At 41.2% G+C, this 14692-nt stretch carries 15 protein-coding genes; 6 read left to right on the top strand and 9 right to left on the bottom strand.

Annotated elements, in window-relative coordinates; translation table 11 throughout:
- The 4 genes from K8S13_RS09445 to K8S13_RS09430 form a co-directional block, all read right to left on the bottom strand.
- A partial coding sequence (locus K8S13_RS09445; RefSeq protein WP_291462195.1) for a GIY-YIG nuclease family protein occupies nt 1-289 on the bottom strand: 289 nt, incomplete at its 3' end.
- A 5-nt stretch (nt 290-294) separates the two neighbouring features.
- Complete coding sequence (gene uvrB, locus K8S13_RS09440; protein ID WP_291462194.1) at nt 295-2286, bottom strand: excinuclease ABC subunit UvrB; 1992 nt, start codon at nt 2284-2286, stop codon at nt 295-297.
- Nucleotides 2287-2293: 7 nt separating this feature from the next.
- Nucleotides 2294-3175 (bottom strand): S-methyl-5'-thioadenosine phosphorylase, encoded by an 882-nt coding sequence (gene mtnP / locus K8S13_RS09435; RefSeq protein ID WP_291462193.1) that lies wholly within the window; start codon nt 3173-3175, stop codon nt 2294-2296.
- Between the two features lie 76 nt (nt 3176-3251).
- Nucleotides 3252-6248 (bottom strand): ATP-binding protein, encoded by a 2997-nt coding sequence (locus K8S13_RS09430; RefSeq protein ID WP_291462192.1) that lies wholly within the window; start codon nt 6246-6248, stop codon nt 3252-3254.
- Nucleotides 6249-6510: 262 nt separating this feature from the next.
- Between K8S13_RS09430 and K8S13_RS09425 the strand changes: the two genes are divergently transcribed.
- On the top strand, nt 6511-8205 hold the full coding sequence (locus K8S13_RS09425; protein ID WP_291462191.1) for a glutamine--tRNA ligase/YqeY domain fusion protein: 1695 nt from the start codon (nt 6511-6513) through the stop codon (nt 8203-8205).
- Nucleotides 8206-8207: 2 nt separating this feature from the next.
- Here the strand turns inward: K8S13_RS09425 and K8S13_RS09420 are convergent, their stop codons facing one another.
- From K8S13_RS09420 to ispF, 4 genes are read right to left on the bottom strand one after another with little or no spacing between them, the layout of a single operon-like run.
- Nucleotides 8208-8417, bottom strand: coding sequence for a hypothetical protein (locus tag K8S13_RS09420; protein ID WP_291462190.1), 210 nt, complete (start codon nt 8415-8417; stop codon nt 8208-8210).
- A gap of 7 nt (nt 8418-8424) precedes the next feature.
- The gene (locus tag K8S13_RS09415; RefSeq protein WP_291462189.1) at nt 8425-8934 is read right to left on the bottom strand and encodes a hypothetical protein; all 510 of its coding nucleotides are present in this window, start codon (nt 8932-8934) and stop codon (nt 8425-8427) included.
- A complete protein-coding gene (cysS, locus tag K8S13_RS09410; RefSeq protein ID WP_291462188.1) occupies nt 8927-10366 on the bottom strand; it encodes a cysteine--tRNA ligase in 1440 nt (479 codons plus the stop codon). The genes K8S13_RS09415 and cysS overlap by 8 nt, the downstream gene beginning before the upstream one ends.
- A gap of 59 nt (nt 10367-10425) precedes the next feature.
- Complete coding sequence (ispF, locus tag K8S13_RS09405; RefSeq protein ID WP_291462187.1) at nt 10426-10926, bottom strand: 2-C-methyl-D-erythritol 2,4-cyclodiphosphate synthase; 501 nt, start codon at nt 10924-10926, stop codon at nt 10426-10428.
- Nucleotides 10927-11545: 619 nt separating this feature from the next.
- Between ispF and K8S13_RS09400 the strand changes: the two genes are divergently transcribed.
- The 3 genes from K8S13_RS09400 (at nt 11546) to K8S13_RS09390 (ending at nt 12940) form a co-directional block, all read left to right on the top strand.
- The gene (locus K8S13_RS09400; RefSeq protein ID WP_291462186.1) at nt 11546-12082 is read left to right on the top strand and encodes a sigma-70 family RNA polymerase sigma factor; all 537 of its coding nucleotides are present in this window, start codon (nt 11546-11548) and stop codon (nt 12080-12082) included.
- A gap of 1 nt (nt 12083) precedes the next feature.
- Nucleotides 12084-12350, top strand: a complete 267-nt coding sequence (locus K8S13_RS09395) for a hypothetical protein (protein WP_291462185.1) — start codon at nt 12084-12086, stop codon at nt 12348-12350.
- 116 nt (nt 12351-12466) lie between these two features.
- Entirely contained in the window at nt 12467-12940 is a 474-nt protein-coding gene (locus K8S13_RS09390; RefSeq protein WP_291462183.1) for a cytochrome P460 family protein, read from the top strand.
- Nucleotides 12941-13159: 219 nt separating this feature from the next.
- Here the strand turns inward: K8S13_RS09390 and K8S13_RS09385 are convergent, their stop codons facing one another.
- Nucleotides 13160-13354, bottom strand: coding sequence for a hypothetical protein (locus K8S13_RS09385; RefSeq protein ID WP_291462181.1), 195 nt, complete (start codon nt 13352-13354; stop codon nt 13160-13162).
- Nucleotides 13355-13707: 353 nt separating this feature from the next.
- Here K8S13_RS09385 and K8S13_RS09380 point away from each other — a divergent pair, with 353 nt between their 5' ends.
- Nucleotides 13708-14274, top strand: a complete 567-nt coding sequence (locus K8S13_RS09380) for a DNA-3-methyladenine glycosylase I (RefSeq protein WP_291462180.1) — start codon at nt 13708-13710, stop codon at nt 14272-14274.
- On the top strand, nt 14274-14692 hold a 419-nt coding region (locus K8S13_RS09375), incomplete at its 3' end, for a DUF2804 family protein (protein WP_291462179.1). The genes K8S13_RS09380 and K8S13_RS09375, both read left to right, overlap by 1 nt.

Raw genomic sequence — 14692 nt, 5'->3', positions numbered from 1 at the left:
CTTTAAGAATCACATTATACTTGGGGTTGTGTTCTTTGATCAGGTTGGATTCAAGGATAAAGGCTTCATGACCTGAAGAGGTAATAATGATCTCAAAATCCTTGATCATTTCAAGAAGAGCGGCTGTTTTTGCATCATAATTCTTTTTCTTAACAAAATAAGACGACAGCCTTTTTTTCAGATCTTTGGCCTTGCCAACATAGATGATTCTGCCTTTGGCATCCTTCATCAGATAAACGCCTGGAGCATTCGGGGCCTGCTGGTATTTTTCTATTATCGGACGGGTCATGGAAATTAAAACCGTTGAATATTCATTAGTTCTTTAATTTTATCCCTGTATTCTGCCGCTTTTTCAAATTCAAGATTTTCAGCCGCCTTTTTCATCTTAAATTCCAGATCTTTGACAATATCCTCCAGATTCAGTTCCCGGCCTTCATAGGCCTGGATGTCTTCATCCACAGACCCTTCAAGAACAAGACTAGTATTCTTTGCTGAATAATTAAACAACTTAATATTTTTTTGAATGGTTGTGGGCACAATATTATTTTTCTCATTATATGCTTTTTGAATTTTGCGACGTCTTTCCGTCTCTGACATGGCTTTTTTCATGGAGACGGTCTCTTTTTGGGCATACATGATCACCCTGCCATACACATTTCTGGAAGCCCGTCCGAAAATCTGTATAAAGGACCGGTAAGATCGTAAAAAGCCTTCCTTGTCCGCATCAAGGATGGCCACAAGAGAAACTTCGGGGATGTCAAGGCCTTCTCTCAGCAGGTTGATCCCGATCAATACATCAAATAATCCTCTTCGAAGGTCCTGAATAATATCAATTCTTTCCAGCGTACCAATATCTGAATGAAGGTATTTTACCTTTACCCCCAGATCTGCATAGTAGTCCGTCAGATCTTCTGCCATTCGCTTGGTCAGGGTGGTGACAAGAACTCGTTCTTTTGCTTCAACCCGTTTCATGATCTCCTCGTAAAGATCATCAACCTGGTCTTTGGCATCCCGGATATCAACTGGCGGGTCAAGCAGTCCTGTGGGCCGGACAATCTGTTCCGCTACCTTATCTCCCGCCTTTTCCATTTCATAGTCTGCCGGGGTAGCAGACACATAGACAATTTGCGGAACTATCTGTTTAAATTCCTCAAATTGAAGGGGACGGTTATCCACAGCTGACGGTAACCTGAATCCATGCTCAACCAAAGTGGTTTTTCTGGATCGATCTGCCTTGTACATGGCCCCTAACTGGGAAACGGAAATATGACTTTCATCAAAAAAGAGAAGAAAATCATCATCCATATAATCCAGAAGGGTTGGCGGGGGCTCTCCCGGCTTGCGTCCGGTCAGATGCCTGGAATAATTTTCAATCCCATTGCAATAACCGATTTCATTGAGCATTTCCAAATCATACCGCGTTCTTTCTTCAAGACGCTGGGCTTCCACGAGCTTGTTTTCGTTTCGAAGAACTTCAAGACGTGTTTTCAGTTCCTCTACTATCCTTTTCATGGCCTGTTTCCGGGTCTGTTGCTTGGTCACATAATGGGAGGCCGGATAAATCACTGTCTGGTCAAAGGTTTTCAACACATCCCCTTTTAAAGGATTAATCTCAGAAATCCCCTCTATATTATCTCCAAAAAAATCAATTCGAACGGCTTTATCCTCTTCATAGGCCGGAAAAATCTCGACCCTGTCCCCTCGGACCCTGAATACCCCCCGATGAAAATCGGTATCATTACGAGTGTACTGGATATTGACAAACTTCTCTATCACCTTTTCCCGGGAAATTTCCATATCAACAGATAGTGTCACCCTTAAATCAAGGTAATCTTCAGGTGCTCCCAGACCATAAATACAGGATACGCTGGCCACGACAATCACATCTTTTCTGGCCAGAACGGACCGTGTGGCTGAATGCCGCATCTTGTCAATAATTTCATTTATGGATGAGTCCTTTTGGATATAGGTATCACTGGAGGGGATATAGGCTTCGGGCTGATAATAGTCATAATAGGAAACAAAATATTCCACGCAATTATCGGGAAAGAGCGCCTTGAATTCATTATAAAGCTGGGCTGCCAGGGTTTTGTTGGGGGCAATGATCAGGCTTGATTTTTCAACCCTTGCAATGATATTGGCCATGGTAAAAGTCTTGCCGGAACCTGTTACCCCTAAAAGGACCTGGTGCTTTTCATTATTCAAAACACCTTTGGTAAGATATTCAATGGCTCCTGGCTGATCTCCTGTGGGAGAAAAATCTGAAACTAAATTAAATAACCCCATAATACGATCACTTTTTTAATACCTTCAGAATTTTCATTTTCTCTTCAGTAAGCACTTCTTCCGGTGTGAGCATCGAATATTGTAAGCTGGTCCGGCACTCACATTCCGTCTCGGGCAGCGGTGTATGGAGCATTTGTCCAAGAAGGTCTTTTACCTTGTGGATGCTTTTATCATAGGTTTTAAATACCTGTGCCACAGATACATGCTGTGCCGGGTCATCCAGCCAGCAATCATAATCAGTGATGATAGCAATAGTTGCATAACAGAGCTGAGCTTCCTTAGCCAGAAAGGCTTCGGGAACATTGGACATTCCCACTACATCACAGCCCACTATATTTTTAAAATAATTGCTTTCAGCCCTGGTACCCAGACGAGGCCCCTCCACACAAGCATAAGTGGCCCCGGTATGGATATGAATCCCGTTTTTTTCACCAGCGGATTTAATGATGTCCGTCAGATGGGCGCAGGCGGGTTCGGCAGTGGATACATGTGCGATCATTCCCTCCCCGAAAAACGTATGTTTCCGGATACCCTTTGTCCAGTCAAAATACTGGTTTGGAATAACAAAATCACCCATTGGCAATTCAGCCTTCAGGCTGCCCACCGCAGATATGCTGATGATGCGGGTGACCCCGGCATTTTTCAACGCATAGATATTGGCACGAAAATTTACCTCCGACGGCATGATCTGGTGATTCAGACCGTGTCGTGGAAGAAAGATCACCCCCTGATCTCCAATTTTTCCTATAGTAAGAGGCGCAGATGGTATGCCGAATGGTGTAAAGACCTCTATCTGGTTTGTGATCTTAAGACCTTCAATATGGTAAAGACCTGTTCCACCGATAATACCCAATAGACCGGTTTGATTATCACTTATCTTTTCTGTCATGAGTCTCCTTAAATGTCTGTGAGAATAATCTTCTCAAAGGGATAAAATTCCACATCATACATTTAGATTTACCGTTTTAAGATACCTGCTGCAACGGAAGTTTAATGGTAAATTTAGTACCTCTGCCAGGAAATGATTCAACATTTATTGTCCCTTTATGGTTCTCTACAATAATAAAATAGGAAATATACAACCCCAGACCAGTTCCCACGCCTGTGGATTTAGTCGTAAAAAACGGTTCAAAAATTCTTGTTTTGGTTTCGTCGTCCATACCCGGGCCATTATCTTCTATCTCAATGAATGCAAATTCGTCTTCCTGTAAGGTTGTTAGCTTTAATACCGGCTCCCTGTTTTCAGTATTTTCCATCATGGCATGGACACCATTTTTTAATATATTAAAAAATACCTGCTGAATTTTTCCCACATCACAGGGAACCTCGGGCAGACTTGGAGAATACTTGCGAATAACTTCTATTTTTTTAATATCAACATTTTTTTTAATATCATAATCTTTTTCAATAATTTCTATTGTCTGATCTATTATCTTTTCAATGCGTTGCTTTGCAAACGAGCTGTCACTTTTTCTGCTGAAACTCAGCATATTGGCAACAATATCGGCCGCACGCCTTCCTGCATCCAGTATGGATTCGATCATATTGAAGATACTGCGTTTTTCACAATAGAGATTTAATTTTTCAAGATCAACACCAACCTCTTCGGCGGCCTCAAGATTTTTTGGCATATCTATTTTTGTACGGTTTTGTATCACCTGAGCACTCTGAATAATACCTGCCAGCGGGCTGTTTATCTCGTGGGCCATCCCGGCTGCAAGCCCACCAATGGACTGCATTTTTTCCGTCTGAATCATCATCTCTTCCATGTAAACCCGTGTGGTAATATTATCGATCCTCAAGACAGCACCATCGATTTTACCGTTAATGAGGGGATAAGCGGTCACATCGAAAAAAGCCCGTTCATTATTGATTTCGATTTCCAGTCGTTCCTCTTTTTTTATCTGCCCCTGCTCTATAGCAGAGAATATGATGGATTTCTCTTTTTTAAGCAAAGGGAAAACTATAAAAAGGTCTTGGCCTTCTACAGTCTCAAAGCTTTTTTTTGTCATTTTACGGGCCTCATTGTTCCAGAGAGTAACCCTGACCCGGGTATCCACACCAATGATAATGGAAGGCATGGAATCAATAATCTTTGACAGCATTGCCTTCAAAGACACATTGGAATCCTCAACCATTGATTTAGATTGTTCAAGCTCCAAAATAGCCAGCTGGATACTGTCTGCCATTGAATTAAATGTCTGGCCCAGCACCCCCATTTCATCTGAGGTTTGAATATCGAGACGATAGCCCATCTCTCCTCTCCGGAATCTTGAAATTCCTTTGATCATGGTTGTAATTTTCCCGGTAAGCGCTGATGCCATTAACACAGCAATTGCAATTACAAGAATAACCATGACGACCGTATAAAAAGTCAGGCGCGTGGCTGTATCATGCAGGGATTTTACAAGAATATCCTTATTTTCCTTATTCTGCCTTTCAATGGTTTGTATGTACTGACCTTCTGTTTTTCTGATAATTTTCTCTGTAACAACGGCCGGCTTATGAAATTCATGAACATTGGCACCAATGGTGATAAATCCAAACCCCCTCGGACTTTGGCTGTATTGCCCTGTAAAATAGGGAATGGTGGCAGCCGTTGTCAGTTTTTTAAGTCCGCTCCAATGGATCACAAATGAACCTGATCCGCCAAATTGCGTTAAATTATTCCACCCGTCGCACTGGGGCGCAAAATTGAGATATCGGCAGTCCAGCCCTACCAGACCTTTTTTAATCAATTCTTTTGAAGATGGTTTTGAAAGCGCCTGATTTTTATATAGGGGCATGGACTCCAGAAATTCGGAAATTCCAAGGTCGCTCATTTTAAATTTTTCATAATGCGTCTTTTCCAGCCAGGGGACAGCAGGAACACCAGTGGATGGATCATATCCTACAATAAAATAATCCCTTGGATGGGAGATATTGCGGCCTTTATGATCCCACATAAAGGCATAATTGCCTGAGGCTGCATCTGAAATGGCTGAATATCTCTCTTCAGTGGGAATAATGTGATCTGTAAATTCCATTAAGTGGGTGTGATCCAAAGCAAGGGTGACATACCCTTTTATCTGCCCATTGCTGACCACAGGCATGGCAAACCGGACAAGACCCTGAAATCGTTTTCCCACTGGATTTTCTTTGCCTGCATACCCGGATTGCACAGGATTGAACTCAATCCCCATCTCATCTGCCCGTTTTTTTGTATAGGGACCGATCATATGGGTTTTCACATAGGCACCAATTACATCAGAAACATAAATCTCCCCGGGCTTAAGGATCTTTAATTCGTTAAAATAAGTTTCTGCCCTGCAAAAGGTCTGATCCTTTTTTGAAATATCTTTAGGGTCAGCAGACAAAAGATCTGAAGTGGTGACTTTTATGACTTCCTTCCCTGAGATATCCATATACGTCATCTCAAGATAGATGGGAATGGACTGTATCACTCCTGTTTTCGAAGGAGTTCTGTAATGAAAATCAAGTTCATTGTCACTATTTCTTGCACTGACTGAAGGATAGTCGGCCTGATCCGAATATCTGGGTTCCCAGGCAGTTTTCTTTTCATTCATAATCCAGGGTCTATGAAGGGTAATATTGCGCTTATGGACATTTAAAAACATCTGGTACAGATCTTTATCCGGCTTCAGCAGGGAAGCCATCCGGATATCTACATCCCGGCTTTCCAAAAATGCTGCAACCTTTCTGGCGGTATCGGTGGTCAAGCGCTCAATGGCTTCACGGGATCTAACATCCAGGGCCCGAATCGAACTCGATATGGCAAGGTTTGCCACCTGCTTTGTTGTTTGGGCGCTGGTACTGGCCATCTCATTGACATGCGTTTCCAGGGTAACGGATAATGAAGAAATTTCATTCCAGACAAACAATGCCAATATAATCAAAGGAATAACCTTGATCAATATGAAAACACCAATCAGTTTATCTCTTATACTTGCTTTATATCCCATAAATGATCCACCACAAAATTAAAATTTACTTGAAAACAAAAAACTGTGTTAACCGTTTGCTTGCCACCAAATTTTACAAGGAAACGTATGAAATTAAAATATTTATTTTATAATATCAACCTGAAAAATCGATATAAAGAAAAACTATTTTTATTTACCATCAGGGTATTAGTGTTTGCCAGATAAATCCAATATGTGATAAATCCAATATATCATAAATAAGATATTTATATTTAACAATAACAGCAAGGATACAAAATAGATGGAATCAGATGTTACAAAAGGGCATTTTATCGAATCGATTATCAAAGAAGATATAAAGAACAATAAAAATAGCGGTAAGGTCGTCACACGCTTCCCGCCTGAGCCCAATGGATATCTTCATATCGGGCATGCAAAATCCATTTGCCTGAATTTCAATATGGCCAATAAGTTCAATGGTAAGTGCAATTTGAGGTTTGATGATTCTAACCCAACAAAAGAAAAGCAAACCTATATTGATTCCATCAAATCAACCGTCAACTGGCTGGGATTTGAATTTGGAACTGCCTTATTTGCATCCGATTATTTTGACCGGCTCCATGATTTTGCCGTTGAGTTGATTAAAAAAGACAAAGCCTATGTGTGCAGCCTTACTGCCGATAATATAAGAGAATACCGCGGCACCTTGACCCAGCCCGGAAAAGACAGTCCATACAGGGAAAGATCGGTTGCAGAGAACTTGAGCCTGTTTACACAGATGAAAAACGGTGAATTTGGTGAAGGAGAGCATACTCTCAGGGCAAAAATCGATATGAAGTCGCCCAATATCAATCTTCGTGATCCCATTATTTACAGGGTAAAAAAAGCGTCTCATCCCAGAACCGGACTTCAGTGGTGCATTTATCCCATGTATGATTTTACCCATTGCCTTTCAGATGCTTTGGAAGGCATCACTCATTCCTTATGCAGCCTTGAATTTGAAGATCACAGGCCTTTGTACGACTGGACACTGGATCAGCTTGAAACCCCCTGCCATCCTCAACAGATTGAATTTGCACGGATGAATATCAACTATACTATTTTAAGCAAAAGAAAACTGCAGCGACTTGTGGAGGAAAACCATGTCCAGGGATGGGATGACCCAAGACTTCCTACGCTGGAAGGCATGAAAAGAAGAGGGTATACGCCTGAATCCATCAGAAATTTTTGCAACATTATCGGTGTTTCCAAAAAAGAGAGCCGTATTGACATGGGACTTCTGGAAAGCTGCCTGAGAGATGACCTCAATGAGAAAGCCCCCCGGGTCATGGGAGTGTTAAGACCCTTAAAAATAATCATTGAAAATTATCCCGAAGGCCGGACAGAGGAACTTGCCGCCAAAAACCATCCCCAGAAAAAAAACATGGGCACAAGAAACATCACCTTTTCCAGGAAGATCTATGTGGAGCAGGATGATTTTATGGAAAACCCACCCAGAAAATTCTTCCGCCTGGGCCCGGGACGGGAAGTCCGGCTGCGATATGCGTATCTGATAACCTGCAAGGATGTTATCAAGGACGAATCCGGAAACGTGAAAGAACTGATCTGTACCTATGATCCTGCAACAAGAGGGGGGAATGCCCCGGACGGACGGAAAGTCAAAGGCACCATTCACTGGGTCAATGCCAATGATTGCATTGATGCAGAGGTAAGGCTGTATGACCGGTTGTTTAAAGATGAGAACCCGGAACAGGATAAACAGGATTTTATTGAAAATTTAAATCCCAAGTCTCTGGAAAAAATTGAATCCTGCAAACTGGAAAAAAGCCTGAGCAATGCTGAACCTGAAAATGTTTACCAGTTTGAAAGGCTTGGATATTTTTGCCTGGACTCTAAAGATCGGGATTCTAAAAATCAGGTCTCTAAAGACACTCCAGTGTTTAACAGAACGGTAACAATGAGAGATGCCTGGGCAAAGCTGTACAAAAAACGTTAAACTCATGTAGATCTATCATTGTTTTTGCTTTTACCGTTCAAGATCCGCTCAAAGGTTTTGGCTGCCTGTTCAGCCTTAACCTTTGCTTTGGCAGCCCGCCTGAAGACGTCTTCCTCCTCTTTCAATGCCTGGTCTGCAGCTTTTAAAACTTGTGGAAAATCATCATTTCCCTTGGGATAGTTCATGAGTTTAGCTGATTCAAAAGAAAGCACACGAATTTTAGCTCCTGACAAGATATTGGAATTTAGTCGCCCAGTCAGCCCCCAGCCAGGCAAAAAAAAACAAAAATAGGACAGCAATTATGGCAATTGTTTGTGATGATAGATACGAGACAGACGGTAAAAGAGACATCAATGCCTCACCAAACCCCATACAGTAAAATGCAATGGATACGGACTGTGCCAGAAACAGCACCAGCCCGATGGCTCCGCCAAATTGAACCCCCAGAGTTCTTGAAATCAGGTAATAGGCACCCCCTCCTTTTACATGAATATTGGTGGCAATGGCGGATAAGGATGCAGTGGTGAGAATGGAAACAAGGTTTGCAAAAGTAATAAGAATCAGCGCTTTCCCAAGCCCTGCATGTCCCACGGTATATCCCATTCTCAAAAACAGGATAATACCCAGGATTGTCAGAATACTGGGGGTAAAAACACCTGGAAACATTCCCAGTTTATATGCTGATGACGGATTGTTCTCTTTTTCTGTCTTAACAGAAAATTTATTCAAATCGCCAGAAGGTCCCTTCCGGGCCATCCTCAAGGACAATATTCCTGGCTTGAAGAAGGTCTCTTATCTCATCTGCTCTTGAAAAATTTTTATTTTTACGGGCGTCTGTCCGTTGCTGGATTAAATCTTCAATCTCAGAGGGATCAATGGCCATATCTGCCACACCCTTGTCTTTTTTGGCCTTAAAATAGGATTGTGGGTCCAGTAAAAACATGCCGAGAATATTGGAGATGGCTTTAATATCGTTATAGAAAAAACTCAGCGTTTCCAGGATATCTTCATCCAATATGCCATCTGTATCATCCAGAAGCTTGTTCCCTTTTTTGACCGCTTCAAAAACAGATGCCAAGGCCCTTGCAGAATTAAAATCATCATTCATGGCCCTTTCAAAATCATTCCACAGGTCTCCTTTCCGGGCCCCGTCAATTTCTATTTTTACACCGGCATTTTCCAGTCTTTCAAGAAAGGCATAAATCCTGTCAAGACCCATGGAGACTTCTCGCATGGAGTCCTCAGTGTAATCAATAGGACTTCTGTAATGCTTTGACAAAAGAAACATGCGAATTACTTCAGAAGAATACGTGGCAAGAACTTCCTTGATCATGGTAAAATTACCCAGAGATTTTGACATTTTTTCATTGTTAATGTCCACAAACCCGTTGTGAATCCAATATTTGACAAATTGACGGCCAAATACCGCCTCGCTCTGGGCAATCTCGTTTTCATGGTGAGGGAATATCAGGTCTTTACCGCCACCATGGATGTCAAACCCTTCTCCCAGATATTCATAGCTCATGGCTGAACATTCAATGTGCCAGCCGGGTCTTCCATTACCCCATGGGCTTTCCCAGAAAGGCTCGCCCGGCTTGCCGGGTTTCCACAGGACGAAATCCAAAGGATTCTTCTTTTTTTCATCCACGGCAATCCTTGCCCCTGCCCTCATGTCATCGGGATTCCGGCCGGAAAGTTTTCCGTAATCCTTAAACGAATCAATGGAAAAATAAACATCTCCCCCCTCAACATGATAGGCTTTACCCTTACCAATCAGCATTTTGATAAAATCAATAATGTGTTGAATATGTTCGGTGGCTTTGGGTTCGACATCTGGTCTTAATACATTGAGTGCATCCATTTCATTGTGGAATTCATCAATATATTTCTCTGTGATGGTGGTGCAGTCAATCCCTGTCTCATTGGATTTTTTAATAATTTTGTCATCCACATCCGTAAAATTCCTGACATACCTGACTTTATACCCCTGCCCCTTAAGCCATCTGAAGATCGTGTCAAAGACAACAACAGAACGGGCATGACCGATATGACTGGTATCATATACGGTAGGTCCGCATACGTACATGCCGACTTTGCCTTCATTTAAAGGTATAAATTCTTCTTTCCTGCCATGTAATGTATTATAAATTTTTAAACCCATTATATTTTTTCCCGCTATATTTTTCCTGGTTATATTTTATCCGATTATAATTTATCCGGCTATGATTTTTGGAAAATAGCTTTTACTAATAGTGTACACTGGGCTGCAATGCCCTGCTCTTTTCCAATAAACCCCAATCTTTCAGTTGTGGTTGCCTTTACATTAACAAAATTTGAATCCATATTCAAAACCCCGGCAATATTTTCTTCCATTTTTTTCTTATGGGGACTCATCTTTGGAACCTGTGCAAACACTATACAATCCATATTAGCAATTTCATACCCTTGTTCTTTCATCAGCATCCCGCATTTTTTGAGAAGGATCATGCTTGAAATCCCTTTATATCCTGGATCAATATCAGGAAAATGCTCTCCAATATCCCCAAGTCCCGTCGCACCCAAAATCGCATCACAAACCGCATGAATCAACACGTCCGCATCGGAGTGGCCTTCAAGTCCCCGGTCAAAATCAATATACACCCCGCCGACAATCAGCTTTCTGCCCGACACAAGCCTGTGAACATCATATCCTGATCCTATTTTAATCTCAGGTTTTTCCATATCTCAAAAATTTATCTTTTCCCCAATCATTCAACTCAAAAAATTAAAAAATAATATATTCGCTTTCCCTTGAAAAGTCAAAACCTTGCTCTTATTAAAAATTCTTGGACACAATGTTTTCCCTACATACATTGCAACATGGCTCCAGTGGCTGTTGGAGAATAATTTTATCAACCGGCTCATCTCAGATCGGCCTTCCACCAATACCACATCACCGGGTCGAATGACGCTATATAGTTTACTTAAGTTGTTGTAAGCCCGCTGTTCATAGTGCTGCTTCTGTTTTTCGAGTTTTTTATGAATAAACTTTCTCAGAAATGCAGTTATTGAATTCATATTCGATAACCTATTCGTTCAAATGACAGGCCCGTCCCTTCAGGTTGAAGAAAAATTTAAGCCCTTTTATTATTCTCATATGCTACTTGGTCGTCTCAAGACACCAGACCTTACATTAGAAGTTAGTACCCGATGGGAAACCACTGGTTTCGAAAAAAATGCTTTCCATTCTTCGATTGACAAAAAGGAAGCTTTTATCCTATATCAAAATGGAAGCCGAATAAAATAATTAAAGGAGCTGATAATTACGGGAAATCACCAATTAAACCCTCCGTCCACATGGGTGGACAAATATGGAGACTATCTCTATTCTTTTGCCCTGTACAGAATTCAGGACGACTCTCTTGCCCAGGATCTTGTCCAGGACACCCTGACGGCTGCTCTGAAAGCAAAAGAACGGTTCAAAGGAACCTCCTCTGAAAAAACATGGTTAACCAGTATCTTAAAGCATAAAATTATGGACTTTCTCCGCAAAAAATATAGGGAACCCGTTTTTGAAGACAATACTTTAGAATCCCAGGCAATGCATAATTGTTTTGATGATAAAGGGAAATGGAAAACCGGCCCGGAAGAATGGGCATCCAATCCTGAACGTCTGCTGGAGCAAAAATCATTTTTAAATATCGTAAAAAAATGCCTTCAGGATCTTCCAAAACGACCGGCCCGCGCCTTGGCCTTACGAGAACTGGAAGGTGAAACCACACAAACTATTTGTAAGGTTTTAAATATCACCGCGACTAATTGCTGGGTGATCCTCCACAGAGCTCGCTTTTTGATGAGAAAATGTATTGAAACCAACTGGCTTGAGGAAAGAGGTTAAAATGATCAATCACTGGATATTCAGATGCAAGGATGTATCAGATTTGATTTCCAGGTCCATGGATCAAAAGCTTCCGTTAAGGATCAGGATGGGTATTAAATTCCACCTGATGATGTGTGATTTATGTTTAAATTATAAAAATCAGCTAAATTTAATCCGCAAAGCTATTTTAAAATTAGAAATCGATAAAGAGCCTGATATTGATATCAGCCACTTACCTGATCAGGCCCGGCAGAAAATAAAAGATCACCTTAAAAATCTTGAATAATTTTTGTAAGTTTTCTTAGCTCATTCCGACAAACCTGCTAAAGCGACATCAGGTGTTTTTTGTTATTTAACAAGAAACCAACAGCAGTACTTTTATTATTATTAAAAGGAGTTATTATGACAAAAAAAGTCACAGGGTTTATTATTCTTTTTCTGGCAGTTTTTATTGGAACATCGGTAATGGCACAAATGCCGGGAGCCGATCCAAAAGAGCTTTGGGAACATATTACCAAAACCTCCCCCTATACCCAATGGAAATTCTGGGACGACCACAAAGGAATGGTTAAAGGAAGAGAACCCCATGGATCTTTTCACAAAGTTTATGTCAATGACGATGCCTATGGATCATCTTCTGCCCCCCTTAAATACGGAGCGATCCAGGTAAAAGAAAATTACAACAAGAGAAAAAAATTGATGGCCCTTACCGTCATGTATAAAGTAAAGGGCTATAACCCCGATGATGGTGACTGGTTCTGGGTAAAATATTCACCCTCCGGGAAGGCAAAACCCTATGGAAAACCAAAGGGATGCGTTGGTTGTCATGGTGCGCGGGCAGATAATGACTTTGTCCTTGTCCATGAGTTTGAATAACACTTTTTTGTAATTCTTGAGTGACCCGGTTCATTAAGTTGATGAGGTATGACCGGGTCACTTTCCTTTGAATCCACAAACCCTATTTATTAATAAGGTATTCAATTAATTCTTCTCTTGCATTTTTTGTCAAATATTCCGGATTTCCACTATATTTAATCATGCGGCTGACCGTACTTTCCCATTTTTCTTTTCCCTTTTTGGCTCGAACAATTCGATCTAATGCGTGGCAAGAAACCATTTCAGACTGTCCACCCTTCTGCCGCACTGTAACGAAACAGCCCCAAGATCATGGACCTCGTTGATATTTGTGTTGTTGTCCGGGTCGTTATGGAAGATATAACTTTCGTCACCACCGCTGCATAATCTTCCCAGTGTATGGGGCCGGTTATTTATCAAAAAAATATTACACATCAGCGATGTTCCAAGCATTTTATGATTGGTCTTTACGGAATAGGTCAAATACTTCTCAATCCACGTGAAGATCTGGTTCCATATAACCTCCAATGTCAGGATACGCTATGAGAATCAAAGTTAATCACAGGTGCCTCTATCTCATTTTTTTAATAATTTAGTCTGAGATTAAATGAAAACCTTACAAGATATTTTTATAACCATAATTTTTCGATAACACCGATTTTTTCCATAGAGTCATGGCATCTGTTTTATGACTTCAACTATTAAAATTCGCTATTTTCAAAAATAAGTGTAGAGTATGAATAATACCAATTGGAAAAAAATAGAGACACCTTTTAAGGAAATAGAAAATGGAACGATGCGGCTGGGTGACAAATGATCCGATTTATATAAAATACCACGATGAGGAATGGGGCGTATCGGTTCATGATGATAAAAAACTCTTTGAATTCATCCTGTTGGAGGGTGCCCAGGCAGGGCTCTCCTGGCTGACGATCCTGAAAAAACGATCGGGATATAGAAAAGCATTTGCCAATTTTGATGTTGAAAAAACGGCCAGATTCACTCCTGAAAAGATTGATAATCTTCTCTTGGACCCGGGCATTATCCGTAACAGACTCAAAGTTAATGCGGCTGTGTCAAATGCCAGGGCATTTATTAAAATCCAGGAAGAATTCGGATCTTTTGACAACTACTCCTGGCGTTTTGTTGACGGAAAACCAAAAGTAAATAATTACAGATCTTTAGATCAGGTACCAACAACAACCAGGGAATCTGATGCCTTTTCAAAGGATCTCAAGCAGCGGGGGTTTAAATTTGTGGGTTCAACCATTATCTATGCCCATATGCAGGCGGTGGGCATGGTCAATGACCATCTTGTCTCCTGTTTCAGGTATAAAGAGGTGATGGTGAAATAATGTACGAAAAAAATAAAACGGATGAGTGGTCCGGCGATTTTAATTATCCTGATACCAAAGGTTTATTGAACTTAAATGAGCGTTTCTTTTCTTTTGAACGATTTCAAGAAAAACGCTGGTGTTATATGGGTATTATTCACCCGGATATTATTTTCGGATGTGCAGTGGTGCATCTTGGATACATTTCAAGCGCCTTTGCCTTTGGGTTTGACCGGCAGGAGCGTAAGATGATGAACCACTCACTGGTATTTCCCCCCTTAGGACAGGTCCGATATGATCGAAACCCTGAAAATGGTATCTGCAGCTACAAAAGTCTCTTGAGCAGATTGATCCTCACCCATAATAAAAACCCAGGCCCAAGTACAATCCAAGCCCGTTTTTTTCTGCCGGGCAGATCTCTCAAAGCCGATATTGAGGT

The sequence above is a fragment of the Desulfobacula sp. genome (assembly GCF_021107415.1).
This window is presented reverse-complemented; position numbering and strand designations above follow the sequence as displayed.

What these genes read in the sequence shown, in the direction of transcription:
- K8S13_RS09385 (WP_291462181.1), bottom strand. Translation starts at nt 13,354, where the DNA reads ATGTGTAATATTTTTTTGATAAATAACCGGCCCCATACACTGGGAAGA.
- K8S13_RS09380 (WP_291462180.1), top strand. Translation starts at nt 13,708, where the DNA reads ATGGAACGATGCGGCTGGGTGACAAATGATCCGATTTATATAAAATAC.
- K8S13_RS09395 (WP_291462185.1), top strand. Translation starts at nt 12,084, where the DNA reads ATGATCAATCACTGGATATTCAGATGCAAGGATGTATCAGATTTGATT.
- K8S13_RS09430 (WP_291462192.1), bottom strand. Translation starts at nt 6,248, where the DNA reads ATGGGATATAAAGCAAGTATAAGAGATAAACTGATTGGTGTTTTCATA.
- ispF (WP_291462187.1), bottom strand. Translation starts at nt 10,926, where the DNA reads ATGGAAAAACCTGAGATTAAAATAGGATCAGGATATGATGTTCACAGG.
- mtnP (WP_291462193.1), bottom strand. Translation starts at nt 3,175, where the DNA reads ATGACAGAAAAGATAAGTGATAATCAAACCGGTCTATTGGGTATTATC.
- K8S13_RS09425 (WP_291462191.1), top strand. Translation starts at nt 6,511, where the DNA reads ATGGAATCAGATGTTACAAAAGGGCATTTTATCGAATCGATTATCAAA.
- K8S13_RS09390 (WP_291462183.1), top strand. Translation starts at nt 12,467, where the DNA reads ATGACAAAAAAAGTCACAGGGTTTATTATTCTTTTTCTGGCAGTTTTT.
- cysS (WP_291462188.1), bottom strand. Translation starts at nt 10,366, where the DNA reads ATGGGTTTAAAAATTTATAATACATTACATGGCAGGAAAGAAGAATTT.
- uvrB (WP_291462194.1), bottom strand. Translation starts at nt 2,286, where the DNA reads ATGGGGTTATTTAATTTAGTTTCAGATTTTTCTCCCACAGGAGATCAG.